Source organism: Leptothoe sp. PORK10 BA2 (assembly GCF_034932105.1).
Taxonomy (GTDB): Bacteria; Cyanobacteriota; Cyanobacteriia; order Phormidesmidales; family Phormidesmidaceae; genus Leptothoe.
The window spans coordinates 57,266-74,808 of the sequence record NZ_JAYGIG010000122.1 but is presented as its reverse complement, the minus strand read 5'-3'; the positions used below and the strand labels follow the sequence as shown (position 1 = coordinate 74,808).

Below are 17,543 nucleotides of genomic sequence, written 5' to 3'. Positions count from 1 at the left end.
GCTACGCGCTATGACCAGAGCCTCTAGCTGGCCTAAGAATCTTGTCCTGGCTGACTTCGATGCTCAGTTCCAGGCTGGCGTCGCCACTAAAATTGAAGCGTTCGAGAGATTTGTTAATCTCAACGCCATTGCCTTAGGACTGCTGCAAGTGCTGGCCTTAGAATTACCTGATGTCGTTTGGGCTCATTTTCCACAATGGTTTAGAACCCTGCCAAATCATGGCTTTCCCAGCGAACAGATTGTTCGTATGGCGCTTCAGCATCTACAGCCGATAGTTTTAGCCAAACGTAGACCCACTCTACTTCTTCCTAAATTACTCGCTGCCAGAATCAGGCCTCCGGAACCCCAGCAACAGATGGCTTCTGCCGCCTAATCACTCAACAGAAACTTCGCACTGTCCAGCTCAAACCATTCATCTTCCTTATCATCAGATATTTCACGGTTTTCCTCTAGGTCAATCTTTTGAAAAAGAGAAAAGTAAATATCAAGCAGTTTCGTGATATCGTCAACCAAAGTTGAATCGTCAGGAATGTTCCCTTTTGAATATAACTTTGATACAACATTTCCTGCTTCGTATGCCAAACCTAGTCTCCTAGAGGTTGTCTCTTTTGGAATAGCATCTAGCTTTAAATCTAGAGGGTCTGAGAAATCTTCGATTGAATCGTTTGTAAGAATCTCTCGATAAAGCTTTGCTTGCTTTCTAATCATATCTCTTGACACACCAAGCCCATATTGATCTCGTTTAGCTGCAATCCCCTGATTCAAAGAAAGGTAGACTCCAGAACAATCCACTCGAAACAGGTAAACACAGTAAAAGCCCGAAGTCACAGATTCAGTTACTAATTTGTTAAATATTGCTATCCAAGGAACTTTGGCCCATGCGCCATTTCCTGTAGAGGCTTTGACGCTATAAATATCGGATAAATCTAAAGATTCTTTGATGAGACTTGAGATCTCTTTCCTAAAGAAACTGGAGAACTGGTGACCCTTAAATCCCTCCTTACTAACTTCTGGATATTCAAGAAGAACTTTGTGCAATAGCTCTTTGATAGGCATGCTCTATAATTTCAAATCGAGTTTCCTGGAAAATCCCATGATTTCCCTTTTAGCATTTCTCGACAAGTAGTGCCAAGTCGCATAACTATTACTTAGAGGGAAAGTTTCCACCTATCTACCCCATACGGATGATTAGTTGGAAATATTTCTGCCTCAGATCCCCATATAGGTGATTAGGTGGAAAGACGTCAGCCTAATCCGCTCCTATGGATGATTAGGTAGAAAGTTTTAGCATAATCATCCCTCGCACATTTTGCCGGTTGAGTGCCAATTTTAGATATTTTTCCCTTGGAAATCAAGAGTTTCAGCTATTCCTACCCACAATGTACCTTCAAGGGTCTGCCATATCCTCAAATGCTCCGAATTACATAAAAGTTACATAAAATAAGGGTAATGGCCACATCCGAAGGACATGGTGGCAGATTTATTCAGTTTCGACCTGTTTTCCGTCATCAAAATAGTAGGTCCCATGGCAACCCAGTCGCTTGCATCCAATCCCAATTCCCCTAGACTCTTAGCAGCACTTGCCCTCTTTCAACAGACCTTTGGCAAACCCAAAACCGAGCTAGAACTACAGGCCACCATTGGAGCATTAGCAGCAGCAATGGACCTGAAAGACGACGATCTTGACGACCTCATCCACCAGGTAGCCAGCTATTATCAACTGCTCAAACATCCAGACACATTGCTAGAAACAGCAAAACAGACAGTACTTAAAAGCACGATTCAAAAAGCCAGAGACCGCCTGATAGAAACAGAAGAGACCCTAATCCTACTCATTAGCACCTATTTACAACAAGTATCACCAAAACTACCCGCAACAGAATTTGTCGAAATGGCACAAGCTGCCGTTGCCCTGCTACACAACGAGCAATCAAAGCTCAGCTTCCCTGAAAGTAAGCAGCTACTTTACCTTGCCCTGCAAACCTTCAGCAATCGGCTATCCAAACCCATACCTACCCTAGGCGAGCAGATCCCTAAGCGCATAGTGCCGCTATTAGCACGCCTAGTTCAGTACCACAAAATAATACGTACCGATGGGCTAGAAGCCGCCCTCATCCCTTTGGCTGTCCAAACCCTACAGAAAACGGTTCAACGGCTCAATCCTGAAATGATCCGAACCGCATTGGCCAACAGTAGGGTAACCCTTGCCCCCGAACTCAACACCCAAGAGGGCCTAAACGACCTGTCAAAGGCGCTTTTCTTTAAACTACAGTTCCAAACCCTATCCTCCAGGGCCACTAAATCTGAGCAGGAAACGGCTGAGCAGCTGAACCAGGCGATTACCGAATTTAAAACCAAGTATCAGCCCCTGACCGACATCACCAAACCCAAATGGGATGACGACCTATCCGTCAGTAGCAGCTTCTTTATCCCTGAAAATTTTGCTACAGCCCGTGACGACTTCACCGGGTTTCCCACCGATTCTGAAAACAAAAGTTTAAAAGACGATACAAACCCGTAGCACTTTGTTTTAATTTCCTTCAACTAAAACATTCTTAACAATAATCTGAGCCCCAACTGTCGGAGCTGGCCCAGGAAATCGCCTCAAGGTGCCCTATATAAACCGATGTCTGGTGTGGGTCAATCGGGTAAAGCGCCCTAGGCCCTCAGGCTTCTGGAGCAATACTTGGGGCTCACTCCCCCTGATAGGCACGGCTTTAGGTGAGGAATGGATTGGGGGCATGGCCTGGGGATGGTTCTGCTTTATCCCTAATGCACCATCGGCAAACCCAGGATGGAAACCTTAGTGATCCCCGCAAAGATAAACATTAAGTCTTTAAGCAGAAGGTGAAACCTTTTACTGCCAATAGATTCGCGAAGGATATAGTTTTTTGCTTTTTGTTCCACATTTTATATATTCGGTTAGTAAAAACTGATTTAAGGATTCAGCAGGCCATTTTTTAGAATAAAAGCCCTTTAATCTGTTTTTTCATATTTTAGGGGCTTCAAACTCTGATTTACTCAGCTATTCATTTTTATTCCCCCTATCCAATATTTCAATTGTTCACCACAATGAGCCACAGACATGGTTCCTGGAACTCACTATCCAGAGACCACCCACCAAAAGGAGACAACGAGCGTGAAACTCTCGGTCTACGGAAAAGGCGGCATTGGCAAATCCACCACTAGTTGCAACATCTCTGTCGCACTAGCCAATCGCGGCAAAAAAGTGCTGCAAATCGGCTGTGATCCCAAGCACGATAGTACGTTTACCCTCACAGGGTTCTTAATTCCCACTATTATTGACACGCTACAGGAGCGGGATTATCACTACGAAGATATCTGGCCTGAAGATGTGATTTATCAGGGCTATGGCGGTGTCAGCTGCGTAGAAGCGGGTGGCCCTCCGGCGGGAGCTGGTTGCGGTGGCTATGTGGTTGGTGAAACCGTCAAGCTACTGAAAGAGCTCAATGCTTTTGATGAATACGATGTCATTCTGTTTGACGTCTTAGGTGACGTGGTTTGTGGTGGTTTTGCCGCGCCGCTGAACTATTCTGACTACTGCATGATTGTCACTGACAATGGCTTTGATGCCCTGTTTGCCGCTAACCGGATTGCGGCATCGGTGCGGGAGAAAGCCCGTACCCACCCCCTGAAGCTGGCTGGGCTGATTGGTAACCGCACCTCTAAGCGGGACCTGATCGATAAGTACATTGAAGCAGTACCCATGCCGGTGCTGGAAATTTTGCCTCTGATCGAGGATATTCGGGTTTCTCGGGTAAAAGGCAAAACCATGTTTGAGATGGCTGAGACCGATCCATCCTTGGAGCCAGTATGCCAGTACTATCTGAATATTGCCGATCAGCTCATTGCCCAGCCTGAGGGTGTGATCCCTACGGATTCCAGTGATCGTGAGCTGTTCGCCTTGCTTTCGGACTTCTACCTCAACCCACCCGAAGCCCCGGCTGCTAAGGAAAATGAAATGGACCTAATGATGGTCTAGCCCATGATTGGGTGACGATTTCCCGGTTAATCTGATCGGTTGCTGGTCGTTTATTCGCAGTGAGTTTCTTAAAAGACTGGCCATTCTGACGCTGAGGTGCTAAATTGCTGCGTGCCTATTCATTTTTAGAAACAGTCTCAAGATATGGCCTTTTTTGAGAATTTCACCACCTCCATCCGTGATAAGTGGTTGAACTATGTGCAAGACAATCGTGCTTGGTTAGAGTTGCAGATGAACAACGTTTCTGTCAGAACGCCTGACGGGGGTCGTCGTCCTTCTTCACTGCTGGTCTTGGGTGTGATTAATGCCATAGAGCCGAAGCTATCTAATCTGATGGTGCCGTTCTATAAGCTCAACTCCGATGAGGATGCCCTGGTTGAAGTGCTTGGGCTGAACTTTGATCCAGAGATGGCTTTGGATGGCAAGGGTGGCGTTGGACCTACTTTAGATGCTTCGTCTGGGGACGATAATACGCCCCTGCTGGAAGGTCTGGAAGGTCTGTAGAGTAAGTACCACAACCCATCGGATGATTGCCCGGCGAACGATTGCTGGAGGTGTGGCTACGACTGCTTTTCTGTAGCCTCTTTCGGCAAGTGTCGATACTGTTCTAAGGACTCTAATCACGATGACAACAACTGCCAATACTCCATCCCTTGAGTTTGATTGCGACACGGGCAATTACCATACGTTTTGCCCCATTAGCTGTGTAGCTTGGCTGTACCAAAAGATTGAAGATAGTTTCTTTTTGGTAATTGGGACTAAAACCTGTGGTTATTTCTTACAAAATGCTATGGGGGTGATGATTTTTGCTGAGCCTCGCTACGCTATGGCTGAGCTGGAGGAGGGGGATATCTCCGCCAAGCTGAATGACTATGAAGAGCTGAAGCGGTTGTGTTTGCAGATTAAACGCGATCGCAACCCCAGCGTAATCGTCTGGATCGGCACCTGCACCACCGAAATCATTAAAACCGACCTCGAAGGCATCGCCCCGGTGCTAGAAGAAGAAATCGGAGTACCCATCGTCGTTGCTCGGGCCAACGGCCTTGACTATGCCTTTACCCAAGGCGAAGATACCGTCCTTGCCGCCATGGCCCAGCGCTGCCCCACGGAAGAGCCTGCCGCTAAAGCCATAGTCGAACCCGAGAAGAAAGATCGTAACAGCCTCACCAAGCTACTGAGCATCGGCCGCAAGCCTGAAGCCGAGGCCCCCGATGCCGCTGTTTCTGAGTACCACGACCACACACCGCTGATCCTCTTTGGCTCCGTACCAAACCCAGTGGTCACCCAGCTCAATTTGGAGCTGAAAAAGCAAGGAATTAAGGTCTCTGGCTGGCTGCCCGAGAACCGATATACTGAACTGCCCGTAATTAAAGAAGGCTATTTCGCTTCTGGTGTGAATCCCTTCTTGTCCCGCACCGCCTCCACATTAATGCGCCGGAAAAAGGCAAAAGTGATCGGCGCACCCTTCCCCATTGGTCCCGACGGTACCCGGGCCTGGGTCGAAAAGATCTGCTCAGTCCTAGGCGTTGAACCCCAAGGTCTTGCCGAGCGCGAAGCCCAGATTTGGGAATCTGTGGAAGATTACGTCAGTTTGATCCGGGGCAAGTCGGTTTACTTCATGGGTGACAACCTGCTAGAAATCGCTATGGCTCGGTTCCTCATCCGTTGTGGCATGACCGTACCTGCCATTGGTATTCCCTACATGGATAAGCGCTTCCAAGGGGCCGAGCTGCAACTGTTGGAACGCACCTGTGAAGAAATGGGTGTGCCAAAGCCTAAGATTACTGAAAAGCCCGATAACTATAACCAAATCCAGCAAATTCTTGAAATTGAGCCTGATTTGGTCATTACCGGCATGGCCCATGCCAATCCACTGGAGGCTAGGGGGATTAATACTAAGTGGTCCGTAGAGTTTACCTTTGCCCAAATCCACGGTTTTGGCAGCACCCGCGACATTCTTGAGCTAGTGACTCGTCCATTACGACGCAACAGCAACCTTAAGGACCTAGGGTGGAACAAACTTGTCAAGGAAGAGGCTAACGTTTAAAGCAGTCTCTTTTTGAGAAGAACGCACCGTACGGCGGGTATCACCTGAAGCTGGGAAATTCTAGCTAGGTGGAGAATCCGGCACCAGAAGCCAGAAGTCAGTGAGACCCTGACTCCTGGCTTCTGTTTTCTGAATACTATCCTTAGAAAAACATCCCGCTTTGAGTTAGTACCCCGTACGACGATCAAGTCTGATCTAGCGGGTAGATATGAGCCCTCGGTTTGTCGTTACAGAAAATGTCAGGAAATCCCGGCCCTGACATTTTCAGACCTGAGCCACAGGTCAGTAATGATCGGCAAATGATCAGAACCCGTTTCAGCCCCCGTGCGACTATTGACCACGGTTACCCCCGCACTAACCAAGCAGTGATCGATGGGAATTTGCAACGGCTTAACCAGGGCCTGAACGATATTGGGCAGCCCCTCATATCTAGACACCGTTGGCCAGCTAGGGCTAATGCCGAAGCCTTGACGGGCATTTTTGAGACCGGTTTTACGAATGAGTGATTGATAGTAGGGGGACCACATGGTGATATTCAGATCCCCGAGAAAGAACACCGGCTCAGTTTGGGTTTTAATATAGTCTCCCGCATCGGCCAGTAAGGTATTGCGGGACTGAAACATTCTCGGTTCTACGGGGGGTAGGGGGTGCGCTGCCACCAGGGAGAACGACTGTCCATTGATATCTACATGGGCGACTAGGGATTTTCGAGCATAGAGACCAAACTGCTGTAATTGAACATCGATCAGGGGATGTTTGCTATACAACAACAGGCCAAATTCTGCGGCGATGTGGGTACTGTAGGGCAGGGTTGTTGTCAGGACATCCAGCTGAGGTTCCATGGCTTGGCCGACTTCTATAAATAGGGCTAAGTCCGGTTGCTCAGCGGCTACGAGGGCCAGGGTGGGGGCGACATCGCGATTACCAAAGTTCAAATTTGCCGATAGGATGCGGTAATTGGCCGGGGCACCCAGAGAGGACGGGACATACCAGGGAAAAACCTGGGCAGATAGGATGGCACTGCAGAAAAGGATAACTAATAGGATCCGAAACTGTCTTAAAAATAAGGTGAGTACCGCCAGTAGAAGGGTGGCCATGAAGTACTGCACCTGGAAGTGAGAGAAAATTTCTAGGTACAGGGGCCAGCCAAAACGGTTGGTAAGCAGAGCTAGCCCGGTGATGGTTACGGCCAAAATTAGGCAAGTATAGGCCAGGATGCAGGGAAATCGTTTCATCGGGTCAGGAATGGCATAAAGATTTGTCAGACAGATGCACCCTGATTGAGCCACAACAAGATTTACCAGGAATAAGGTTGAGCTGGGCTACAGCCTGTATCGAACAATTCCAGAGTATTGGCAAGAACTTTGCCAATACTCTTGTCAAGACTGAGTTTACTATGAAGATATTGTGAACCAAGAAAAGCAGACGCTATGACGGCTTGGGTTAATGTTGTCGGCAAAGTAGTTCGAGGCCATGGTGTCGCCTCCGGCCAAGGGGGTAACCCTAGATTTCCAGGGGGAACAATTCGGATGCAGCAGCCTGTATTTGCGTCCCAGGGTCTGGCCCTGGACCCCTATTTCCCCGGAACGATCAATCTCTCTATTCATCCCTATCGCTATGTCGTAAAGCAGGCAAAACATACCTTCAGACAGATAAAATGGGCAGCTGATGCCCCACCTGAAGATTTTTCGTTTTTTGATTGTCGGCTGGTACTTAGTTCTGGTCAACGGGTGAATGGGTTAATTTATTATCCTCACCCTGAGACCAAACCTGAGCACTTCCAAGATCCAGCTACGTTGGAGGTGTTGACGGAGTTCATTGATGGCTTGAGCTATGACATGAGCCTTGGGTTAGAACTTAAACCAAATCAGCTGCTGATTGAGGTTTGTTGAAAAGAGCAATCGGGATACAACCAAGAGACTCTGAGCGTTTACGAACACTTTCTGAGACCTGCAATATTCAATCTGACTCTGCTTTGTTGGCCGATACCCATCCCACACCTGAAGCGCGGAGATTGCGATCGCAATCCTTGTCGTAAACTTACTCCAACCCCATCAGCCGATCTCTACAGATAAACCCACTCTGGCCCAACGACAGACAATTTATAAAAACCTACAGTGGCGAATTTACTATATTAATCTCAACCGGGCAATCGGGGAAAAACTCTACCCCTACTACGGTGAGTATGTCTGCCGCCAGTGGAACCGTCAAAACACAAGTGGGCAGAGACTTAGGAGCTTTGAGGTATCATTCATAAATGAGTCTACGGCTCCTCCCGGCCAAGTGCAAACAGGTGAATCAATCCTGTCATTGATAAGGAAAATTTATTGGACACATGGCTTGATTGTGGAAAATCCCACGAGAAATGAAATATGTTTGTAACGGTAGGGAAAATCACCCATCTTGGTTGTATGCACCATTGGTTCATTTTTTTTGATACATCACCATCATAGGGACATCATCATATGCGCACTGTTACCCTTCACGCGTTTAACTGGAAATATACAGAGATTATTAACAGCCTAGACTCTATCCGACAGGCTGGATACGGTGCGATTTTGATTCCTCCACCGTTGTACACCGATCCCAAAGGTGATCAGTGGTGGCAACGCTATCAGCCTAAGGACTATCGGGTGCTGCTATCTCATCTCGGTGGGAAAAAAGATCTCGAAGAACTAATCGCTGCCTGCCATGCTAGTAGCCCTCAGATTCGGGTGTATGCCGACTTGGTGATCAATCACATGGCGAACGAGGCCCGTGAGGACCGCTTTGACTTTCCTGGCAAGGCAGAACTAGAACTCTACCAAAGCCAGCCAGATCTATATGAAGAGAACCGCTTATATGGCGATCTCAGTACTGGACTGTTTTCTACCCATGACTTTAACCACGCAGGTGAAATTGAAGGAGGAGAATGGTCGGATCGTGGTGCAGTGCAGTATCAGAACCTGTCAGGTTTGCCCGATCTGAAGGACTCTGACTGGGTACTCAAACAGCAGCATCACATGGTAAGTGCTCTAGCAGCCATGGGATTTGATGGGTTTCGAATTGATGCGATTAAACACCTCACTGAGCGCATGGTTGATAATATTGCCGATCGACCAGAAGTGAGAGAGAAGTTCTGGTTTGGTGAAGTATTAACGGGCAGCGATCACGATGAGAAAGTTTTTCTCGAACCTTTTCTCCGAGAAACCCGGATGTCGGCCTATGATTTTCCGCTATTTAACGCCATTCGTGAAGCCTTTGGCATCGGTGGTTCGTTACGCACTCTAGTACGCCCCCAAGACCATGGTAATGCCTTGCCCTGGAACCGGGCTGTAACCTTTGTGGTTAACCATGATATACCCCACAATGACGGGTTTCGGTTTTGGTTGTTGGACCCTCAGGATGAGCACTTAGCCCATGCCTATATTTTGGGTCGTGACGGTGGCGTTCCCTTGATCTACTCTGACCACAATGAATCTCACCATGAAGTCGATCGCGATCGCTGGCTCGATGCCTATAAGCGTCCAGATATCAAAGCCATGATCCAGTTCAACAATGGGGTCCAGGGTGAGAGGATGGAGATGCTGTATGAAAGTGATACCCTACTAGTCTTCCGTCGTGGTAGCAAAGGAATTGTTGCGATCAATAAGGGCGGTTCTAACCAATGGGCGAATTTTAGTACCTTTGGCTTGAAAAATCCTGGCACATTTAAGGACTTGATCCACGGATATGAGCTACAGCTGTCGGGTGATCGATTTACCCTGCTGGTCCCACCCCGTACCGCTCAGATGTGGTTGGCAGATGATTAGGATACCCTTAGGGTGCTTTAGGGCACCTATGGGGTTATTTTGAATCAAGTAGGAATCAAGCAGATCATGCCCTATGACAGTCTGGGTTAATGTTTCAGGTAGGGTGGGTTCGAGGCCATGGTGTCGCCCCTGGACAAGGAGGTGATCCTAGATTTCCAGGGGGCAACAGCCATAGTGTTTTCCTCGCCTATGGCAGACAGGCTATGTAGTTATCCATATCCCAGTTGCTGACAGTCGCGAGAAATCGAATCCACTCATCTCGCTTGTACTCATCAAAGAGTCGGTACATATCACCGGGTAGGGCCGACTTGATCACCTCATCATCCGCCAGACGCTCTAACGCTTCCCCCAGAGACATGGGGAGCTTCTTCACCTGTTTACCCTCTTCCATCGCCGTATAAATGTTGCGATGTTCTGGGTCGCCCGGATCAAGATTTTTGGTGATGCCGTCGTCAAAGGCTTTGAGTATGGCCCCCGCCATCAGGTAAGGGTTCACCATGGAGTCTACGGCGCGATACTCAAAGCGCCCTGGGGCCGAGACCCTGAGACCACAGGTGCGATTCTGATAGCCCCAGTCAGAATAAACCGGTGCCCAAAATCCTGCATCCCACAGACGGCGGTAAGAATTGACGGTGGAGCAGCCAATGGCGGTGAGTGCCCCTAAATGGGCGATCACCCCCCCAATACAGTTCAGACCAATGGGCCCCGGCAGCCGAGGAGAGTCACTGACCACCGGCAAAAAGGTGTTCTCGCCGCCATGGCTATAGGTATAGTTACCCTCTAACCCAGGCAGGGTTTCTAAATCAAACGTTTTGACCGTCTCCTCTCCGTCACGCCATAGGGAGAGATTATGGTGACAGCCTGACGCTGACACCCCCATGAAAGGCTTCGACATAAAGCAGGCAATCAGGTTAAACTCACGGCCTACCTGGGCACAGATTTGTCGATAGGTGGTGAGACGATCGGCGGTTCGCAACGCATCGTCATACATAAAGTTTAACTCTAGCTGCCCCGGTGCATCTTCATGGTCTCCCTGGATCATATCCAGCCCCATGGCGCGGCTGTATTCAATCACTCGCAGAAACACCGGACGTAGTTCTTCAAACTGATCAATGTGGTAACAGTTGGGCTTGGTAGCGCCACCGTCGGGCTTGCCGTCAGGGCCCTTTTTGAGCCACATCATTTCGGGCTCACAGCCATGGCGTAGCTGTAGCCCGTGCTTTAGTTTAAATTCATCGTGGATGCGCTTGAGATTGCCGCGACAGTCGCTGGTCAGAAAAGCACCGGGATTTTCCTCTTCTTCGCGGTTGCGAAAACAGAAACAGTAGACCCTGGCGACGCGCTTATCCCACGGTAGCTGGCAAAAGGTCTCAGGATCGGGAATTGCCACTAGCTCGGCTGATTCGGGCCCATAGCCCAAATAATTTTGAGTCCGGTCAAGGGCGAGATTTACGGTCGCCCCATAGACCAGCTGAATCCCCTTTTCTGCCATGGTTTCCCAATGGTCGGCAGGCGCACCTTTACCGGTGATTTTGCCAGTCAGGGAAACAAACTGGTAGTAGATGTATTGAATACCCAGCTCGTTAATTTTGGCCCGCACCTGCTGTACTAACTCAACTCGGCCATCCGACTGAACATAAGCCTCTAAATCCGTTAACGTCACCTCTGTGGAAGAGGGGGATTGGGTGAGAACTCCGGTCACAATAGGAATCTCCAGCTATGGGGCAGTTGTTATAGTAAAAACCAACTTGTCATAATAAGTTTGTGTCGAAGGTTACTAAATCGTAGCCAAGATCGTAGCCAAGTCGATGGTTTCCTCGATGGCAAAATTCCAGGGCTGAATGGGATCAGACTAAGCTATTGCTGATTTAGGGGATAATCCGAGCAAGATCAGGGGCAGTTTGCCAGAATCTTTCAGCTTAAAAAATTATCCCGAACATCAGCAATGGTTGTATGTCTTGGAATTGATTAAAAAAATTAATTAAAACGGGAAAGGTTTCCAGGGAATCCATTGGGCCCACAATTGGGCCAAGGTGCCATCCATGATCAAACTGGAGAGACAATTGTCTAGCTTCTCTGACAATTCCGGTCGGTTTTTCGCTACGCCAATGGCAAAGGGGGCTCGTGTGGGCAGACTAAAGGCCATGCGCAGGTTCGGATCTTCTGCTTCGGCCACTAGCAGCACCAACTCGTCATCAATTAGGGCGTCGATTTCTCCCGCCCTCAGGGCTGCCAACATTTCAGGCAAAACCTTGTCACTGCCAGGATAGGGCACCGCCGTTGCCCCTGGGAAACCGTCCACCAGGGCAATATTCGTACTATCGGCCAATCCTCCCACCCGCTGACCGGCCAAATCCTCTGGAGAGGCTGCCGGGTTGGTCGCCCTGACTAAAACAGACTCATCAAACAAGCCATAGGGTTGGGTAAAGGTGACCTGCTGTTGCCTGCCTGGGGTGATGGCCTGGTTGAACCACACCACATCGTAGTTGCCGGTGGCCATGGAGCTATAGAACTCCGCCATGGGCAAGTTGTGCCAAACCGGTGTTAACCCCAGCTGTTTACAGATGGTCCGAGTTAAGTCAGGTTCATAGCCCGCCCGCTGTCCATCCTCCGTTAGATAACTCATGGGACGGGCATCAAAGTCACTGGCCACAATATTTAAGTAACCCGGCTGGACTGTTAAATTAGCTGTTAACAATTCTTGAGATTCCATAAAAGGGTAGCAAAGGGCACATCGCAAATAAGCTTACAACTTATTATGACAAGTAGAGAACGTCCAGATTGTTTTGTCAACTGGACATCTCCGTTTTAAAGCATCAGGGGTGCTTTTATGGTTTATCAGCCTGTTCAGCTTTCTCAGGAACAGATTCGTCAGTTCCAAGAGGATGGATTTTTGATTCTGGAAAATTTCTTGCCTTCCGATTTTGTCGGACAGCTGGTGAGTCGTTTAGGCCCCCTGTTTCATGGAGACTTTGATACGGGCATCTATCCCGATGAGTGGTATTGGCGGCCAGGCTTGAGTCTGCCGGATATAACTCGGGAAATGTGTAACGCGTGGAAATGCGATCGCACCATTGCCAGCCTCGTCCTTTCCTCAGAAATTGGCCGTCTCACCGCCACCTTAGGCGGTTGGACCGGTGCCCGCATTGGCCAGGACAGCATGTGGATGAAGCCTCCCCAGGCTAAGCCCGTGGCCATGCACCAGGACGGGGCCTACATCGACTATTTAGACCCAGCCGCCATGATGACCTGCTGGATTGCCCTGGACGATGCCACCCCGGCGGATGGCACCTTGGTCTATGCCAAGGGCTCCCACAAATGGCCCCTGGCCAACGTGGAGGGTGAGTTCCATGCGCCGAAAAAGGACTATCGCTGGGCCATGTTGCAGGCGGCAGAGAATGCTGGGGTGGATGAGCCGGAGTTAGTCTTTGTGGAAGTTCCGGCCGGGGGCTGTGCCTTTCACCATGGGCGCACCTGGCATGGGCTGTGCCAGACCACTCGCACGGAGGGCACATTCCATAGTATTGGCCTACATACGATTCCAGCCCAAGCCCAATTCCACCCAGTGCATGAGCCGGGTTATATCTACGGGCGCTACAAGCGGGTGGGCGATACTCGCATGGATGAGAGTTTCTTTCCGATTTTATGGCAAGAAGATGGGTATCGCAGTCCCCATTTAGCTGATTACTGTGCCGATCCGTTGGCAGCCGCAGCTGCGGCTGTTGTCTGAAGACGTAGGTCTGAGGACGTTTTCTTTTAATTTTTTTTCATCAGTTCCTAAGCCCCCATGACGACCGAAATTTTGACGAATCCACCCCTCGAAAATCCGTTTAACGGTCTCAGTGGGGACTTTGACCCCCAGTGGCTGCTTACTCCAGCACAACAGACCATCCAGGCGAAACTGATTGACCTGTGTGCCAAGGTACTACGGCCGAATGCGATCGCATCTGACCGCAACCTGATCTACCCCCGCGAAAACTTCAAAGCCTTGGCGTCCCTGGGGCTGTTAGGTCTGTTTGTCCCCCAGGAATGGGGGGGGTTAGGAGAAAACCATATTTGTGCCGCCATGGTGGTGGAAACCATCGCCCGCTATGGCTGTCCCAGTACGGCCATGTGTTTTACCATGCATTTGGGGGCGGTTGCCGCCGCCCTATTCCGGGCCCATGACAATCCAGAATTGCAATCACTCCTAAAGCGACTGGATGCTGAAGTACTGATCGGCACCCTCTCCTATTCTGATCCAGAAACCGGCTCCCACTTCTGGTATCCGGTTTCCTCCAAGGCCAAGTCCACCGGTGACGGTTGGCAGGTATTCAAGCGAGCCTCCTGGACCACCTCCGCCGGCTTTGCCGATTGGTACATCGTCCAAACCACCAGCCCTGACTTTGCTGGAGACTATTCTGACCTCTCCTGTTTTCTGATCTATGGAGACGAGGTTCAGGCGGAACCCCACAAGTGGGATGCCCTAGGGTTGCGGGGTAATCAGTCCGGGACGCTGTTGGTGGATGGGGTTACCATTCCCGCCCAGCGCATGGTGGGACCAGCGGGGGATGGGGTATCCTCCAATGACGAGATTGTCGATCCGTTTTTCTTACTTTGCTCCTCCGCCTGTTGGAATGGCATTGCCATGGGGGCCATCGACATTGCGAAAAAGCATGTTACTCGCAAAAAACATGTGGATGTGGGTATGCGGGTGGCGGACTATCCCACCATTCAGGACTATTTTGGTGAGGCAATTATCGACACCAGTGCCTGCCGCATGTATACGTTCTCCATGGGTCAATTGATGGATAAATTAACCCATGATTGTGACTGGTCATTGCATGCCGATATTACCGCCCTACCTCGGTCGGCCTATCTCCACTGGTATTGGCAAATTAAATTCTCAGCGGCGAAGAATGTGGCCCATGTGTGTGACAAAATGCTCCACGCCTGCGGCGGTTCTGGCTTCAAGAAAGATATGGAAGTGGAGCGCTACCTGCGGGATGGCAAAGCGGGTTGGGTGATGGGTCCTACCAACGAGATTTTGCGACAGTTTGTGGGCAAGTCTGCCTTGCTTGGGTTTGAAAGTCTCGACTATTGGAACCAGTCTGTGAATGAGCGGGTGCTCAACAACGAGCTGAAGAAAATGGATGCGGACAAGAAGCGCCAGTTAGCAGAAAGTCTGTTGGCGGAGTTAGACGAAGCTGAAGCGGCAAAGGTACCCGCCATGGCTGTGGTTAGCAGTTGAAAAAAAGCTCATGACTTTGGCGTTTCCCCCTAAAGCCCTGCGGGCAAGGCGTAAGCAAAGGGGGAAGTTAGAGAATTCATGAAGTTAGAACATTTCCAGCGGAGAAGATACCCGTTATCCGTGCCCTCAACCCCCTTCAAGAAGGACCCTTCCTGAAGGACCCTTGGACTATATTCTGGGGGTTTTGAATCCTATCCCCCCAAAATCTTGGAAACCCCATTATGCCTAGTTGGGACCATAGAACTATTGCCATGGAAGGGGGGCTTTCAATTGGTATCGCTTTTTCGAGAAAACACCTTAGTAATTCCCCAAGGAGAACATCCCCATGACCCTAGCCAAGGAAAGAATCATTGCAACTGTAACGGTCGCCCATCCATTGGAACCGTTAAACCCTGATGAGATTACCGCAGCGGTGGCTATTGTGCGTCAGGAAAAGTCCCTGGGAGCAAGTTTTCGGTTTGCCACGGTCACCCTAAATGAACCGACAAAAGAGACGGTTTTGAGCTTTAAGCCTGGGGATGCCATCGAGCGAGAGGCCTTTTTAATCTTGTTGGATAATGCCACGGCCCAAACCTACGAAGTTGTCGTTTCCCTCAGTCAGGGTCGAGTGAAATCCTGGGAGCACATTCCTGGGGTGCAACCTCCCATCATGTTGGACGAGTTTATGGAATGCGAGACGGTGGTTAAGGCGAGTCAGGAGTTTAGGGATGCGATCGCAAAACGGGGCATCACCGATCCAGACCTAGTCATGGTAGATCCCTGGTCCGCCGGTAACTATGGCATTGCCGATGAAGAAGGGGTTCGATTGTCCCGAGCCCTCTGCTGGGTCAAAGCCAACCCCACGGATAACGGCTATGCCAGACCCATTGAAGGCGTCATCCCCGTGGTGGATCTGAACAAAATGAAGGTGATCCGGGTGGAGGACTATGGCGTCGTGCCCTTACCTCCTCAGGATGGTAACTACACCCCTGAATATGTCAAAAACTACCGCCAGGACCTAAAACCCCTAGAGATTATTCAACCCGAAGGTCCTAGCTTTGCAGTTGACGGCCATGAAATCTCCTGGCAAAAGTGGAAAATTCGCGTGGGCTTCACCCCCCGCGAAGGCTTAGTCCTCTACACCGTTTCCTACACAGACCAAGGGGAAGAACGCCCCATTTTCTATCGGGCTTCCTTGGCGGAAATGACCGTGCCCTACGGCGATCCAAAACCCTATGCCTATCGCAAAAATGCCTTTGACGTGGGGGAATATGGCATTGGTTCCCTGGCTAATTCCCTCAAGCTAGGCTGTGACTGCCTGGGAGAAATTTACTACTTCGACGCCTTTATCACCAATTCTCGGGGTGAGGTGGCCCAGATTGAAAATGCCGTCTGTCTCCATGAGGAAGATTTTGGCATCCTTTGGAAGCACATGGACTGGCGCACGGAACAGACGGAAGTGAGACGGTCCCGTCGCTTGGTGGTCTCCTTTATCGCCACCGTGGGCAACTACGAATATGGCTTCTATTGGTACTTCTACCAGGACGGCACTATCCAATACGAAGTCAAACTCACGGGCATGGTCAGTACCGCTGCCGTGATGCCTGGGGAAGTACCCCAATATGGCACCCTGATTGCCCCCCAGCTCAATGCCCCCATCCACCAACACATTTTCAATGTCCGCATGGACATGGCCATAGACGGTCCCAATAATTCTGTCTATGAGGTAAATATTGTCCCTGAGGACGATGACCATAACCCCTATGGCAATGCCTTCTATGCCAAGTCCACCTTGCTGCCCACGGAACAAGCCGCCCAGCGTCTGATTGATCCGATGAAGGGGCGCTATTGGAAGATTGTGAACCCATCCAAAACCAACGCCATGGGCTATCCCACCGCCTACAAACTAATGCCGGGGGAAAACACCCTACCGTTGGCACGGCCTGACGCCAGTGTGATCAATCGAGCCACCTACATGACCAAACATCTGTGGGTCACTCCCTACAGTGCCGAGGAGAAATATCCGGCGGGAGACTATCCCAACCAGCACCCTGGTGGGGTGGGGCTACCGGCTTGGACCCAGGCGGATCGCTCCGTTGAGAACACGGATTTGGTGGTGTGGTACACCTTTGCCCACAGTCACTCTCCCCGGGCGGAAGATTGGCCGGTGATGCCGGTGGGGACCATTGGGTTTATGTTGAAACCGCTGAACTTCTTTGATGAGAATCCGGCCAATGACGTGCCCCCATCGCCGAAGAGCCATGGGAGTAAACAGGCTTGCTGTGGGTAGGTAAGCGCCCATAAAAGAAAGCAGTCTAAAGCTTTCAAATGTTGGCTGGCAAATGGTTCCCCTTAAGCAGGCTACGGTATACACAGAGCTAAAAAAATGTCCCAAAAGATATATCTGGCCTCGGATTAGCCCACTCTGCAAGAGGCCTCTTTCCGACTTATGTACACACCATAAATCAGACTGTAGCCTGCTCAAGGGGAGGA

13 protein-coding genes and 1 pseudogene are annotated in these 17,543 nt (G+C 50.0%); 10 read left to right on the top strand and 4 right to left on the bottom strand.

Features of this window, described 5'->3' with window-relative positions; genetic code table 11:
• Positions 1-373 (top strand): annotated as a pseudogene (locus tag VB741_RS19195) (hypothetical protein); the annotation flags it as partial.
• Here the strand turns inward: VB741_RS19195 and VB741_RS19190 are convergent.
• Positions 370-1,056 (bottom strand): MrcB family domain-containing protein, encoded by a 687-nt coding sequence (locus VB741_RS19190; protein ID WP_323366811.1) that lies wholly within the window; start codon positions 1,054-1,056, stop codon positions 370-372. The pseudogene VB741_RS19195 and the gene VB741_RS19190 overlap by 4 nt on opposite strands.
• Positions 1,057-1,525: 469 nt before the next feature.
• Here VB741_RS19190 and VB741_RS19185 point away from each other — a divergent pair, with 469 nt between their 5' ends.
• The 4 genes from VB741_RS19185 to VB741_RS19170 all read left to right on the top strand — a co-directional run bounded on the left by VB741_RS19185 (position 1,526) and on the right by VB741_RS19170 (position 6,050).
• Positions 1,526-2,521: a hypothetical protein gene (locus VB741_RS19185; RefSeq protein ID WP_323366810.1), complete on the top strand. Its 996-nt coding sequence runs from the start codon at positions 1,526-1,528 to the stop codon at positions 2,519-2,521.
• Between the two features lie 618 nt (positions 2,522-3,139).
• Positions 3,140-4,003 carry a ferredoxin:protochlorophyllide reductase (ATP-dependent) iron-sulfur ATP-binding protein gene (bchL, locus tag VB741_RS19180; RefSeq protein ID WP_323366809.1) on the top strand — a complete coding sequence of 288 codons (864 nt, stop codon included), beginning with the start codon at positions 3,140-3,142 and terminating at the stop codon, positions 4,001-4,003.
• A 144-nt stretch (positions 4,004-4,147) separates the two neighbouring features.
• A complete protein-coding gene (locus tag VB741_RS19175; protein WP_323366808.1) occupies positions 4,148-4,507 on the top strand; it encodes a DUF5331 domain-containing protein in 360 nt (119 codons plus the stop codon).
• A gap of 121 nt (positions 4,508-4,628) precedes the next feature.
• A complete protein-coding gene (locus VB741_RS19170) occupies positions 4,629-6,050 on the top strand; it encodes a ferredoxin:protochlorophyllide reductase (ATP-dependent) subunit N (protein ID WP_323366807.1) in 1,422 nt (473 codons plus the stop codon).
• A 239-nt stretch (positions 6,051-6,289) separates the two neighbouring features.
• Here the strand turns inward: VB741_RS19170 and VB741_RS19165 are convergent, their stop codons facing one another.
• Complete coding sequence (locus VB741_RS19165; protein ID WP_323366806.1) at positions 6,290-7,285, bottom strand: endonuclease/exonuclease/phosphatase family protein; 996 nt, start codon at positions 7,283-7,285, stop codon at positions 6,290-6,292.
• Positions 7,286-7,480: 195 nt separating this feature from the next.
• Between VB741_RS19165 and VB741_RS19160 the strand changes: the two genes are divergently transcribed.
• Both VB741_RS19160 and VB741_RS19155 read left to right on the top strand, forming a co-directional pair.
• A complete protein-coding gene (locus VB741_RS19160; RefSeq protein ID WP_323366805.1) occupies positions 7,481-7,942 on the top strand; it encodes a hypothetical protein in 462 nt (153 codons plus the stop codon).
• 573 nt (positions 7,943-8,515) lie between these two features.
• The gene (locus tag VB741_RS19155; RefSeq protein ID WP_323366804.1) at positions 8,516-9,841 is read left to right on the top strand and encodes an alpha-amylase family glycosyl hydrolase; all 1,326 of its coding nucleotides are present in this window, start codon (positions 8,516-8,518) and stop codon (positions 9,839-9,841) included.
• Positions 9,842-10,028: 187 nt separating this feature from the next.
• On the opposite strand, the gene VB741_RS19150 is transcribed toward VB741_RS19155, so the two are convergent.
• Together VB741_RS19150 and VB741_RS19145 are read right to left on the bottom strand one after the other, a co-directional pair.
• Positions 10,029-11,543, bottom strand: coding sequence for a glutamine synthetase family protein (locus VB741_RS19150; RefSeq protein ID WP_323366803.1), 1,515 nt, complete (start codon positions 11,541-11,543; stop codon positions 10,029-10,031).
• Between the two features lie 279 nt (positions 11,544-11,822).
• On the bottom strand, positions 11,823-12,554 hold the full coding sequence (locus VB741_RS19145; protein ID WP_323366802.1) for a substrate-binding periplasmic protein: 732 nt from the start codon (positions 12,552-12,554) through the stop codon (positions 11,823-11,825).
• A 117-nt stretch (positions 12,555-12,671) separates the two neighbouring features.
• Between VB741_RS19145 and VB741_RS19140 the strand changes: the two genes are divergently transcribed.
• The 3 genes from VB741_RS19140 to VB741_RS19130 all read left to right on the top strand — a co-directional run bounded on the left by VB741_RS19140 (position 12,672) and on the right by VB741_RS19130 (position 17,340).
• A complete protein-coding gene (locus VB741_RS19140; RefSeq protein WP_323366801.1) occupies positions 12,672-13,571 on the top strand; it encodes a phytanoyl-CoA dioxygenase family protein in 900 nt (299 codons plus the stop codon).
• Between the two features lie 57 nt (positions 13,572-13,628).
• Positions 13,629-15,071, top strand: coding sequence for an acyl-CoA dehydrogenase family protein (locus VB741_RS19135; RefSeq protein ID WP_323366800.1), 1,443 nt, complete (start codon positions 13,629-13,631; stop codon positions 15,069-15,071).
• 325 nt (positions 15,072-15,396) lie between these two features.
• A complete protein-coding gene (locus VB741_RS19130) occupies positions 15,397-17,340 on the top strand; it encodes a primary-amine oxidase (protein WP_323366799.1) in 1,944 nt (647 codons plus the stop codon).
• Positions 17,341-17,543 lie beyond the last annotated feature (203 nt).

Excerpts from the sequence above, each read along its gene's own strand:
- VB741_RS19135 (WP_323366800.1), top strand. The coding sequence starts at position 13,629 with ATGACGACCGAAATTTTGACGAATCCACCCCTCGAAAATCCGTTTAAC.
- VB741_RS19140 (WP_323366801.1), top strand. The coding sequence starts at position 12,672 with ATGGTTTATCAGCCTGTTCAGCTTTCTCAGGAACAGATTCGTCAGTTC.
- VB741_RS19190 (WP_323366811.1), bottom strand. The coding sequence starts at position 1,056 with ATGCCTATCAAAGAGCTATTGCACAAAGTTCTTCTTGAATATCCAGAA.
- VB741_RS19145 (WP_323366802.1), bottom strand. The coding sequence starts at position 12,554 with ATGGAATCTCAAGAATTGTTAACAGCTAATTTAACAGTCCAGCCGGGT.
- VB741_RS19175 (WP_323366808.1), top strand. The coding sequence starts at position 4,148 with ATGGCCTTTTTTGAGAATTTCACCACCTCCATCCGTGATAAGTGGTTG.
- VB741_RS19160 (WP_323366805.1), top strand. The coding sequence starts at position 7,481 with ATGACGGCTTGGGTTAATGTTGTCGGCAAAGTAGTTCGAGGCCATGGT.
- VB741_RS19185 (WP_323366810.1), top strand. The coding sequence starts at position 1,526 with ATGGCAACCCAGTCGCTTGCATCCAATCCCAATTCCCCTAGACTCTTA.
- VB741_RS19130 (WP_323366799.1), top strand. The coding sequence starts at position 15,397 with ATGACCCTAGCCAAGGAAAGAATCATTGCAACTGTAACGGTCGCCCAT.
- VB741_RS19155 (WP_323366804.1), top strand. The coding sequence starts at position 8,516 with ATGCGCACTGTTACCCTTCACGCGTTTAACTGGAAATATACAGAGATT.
- VB741_RS19170 (WP_323366807.1), top strand. The coding sequence starts at position 4,629 with ATGACAACAACTGCCAATACTCCATCCCTTGAGTTTGATTGCGACACG.
- VB741_RS19165 (WP_323366806.1), bottom strand. The coding sequence starts at position 7,285 with ATGAAACGATTTCCCTGCATCCTGGCCTATACTTGCCTAATTTTGGCC.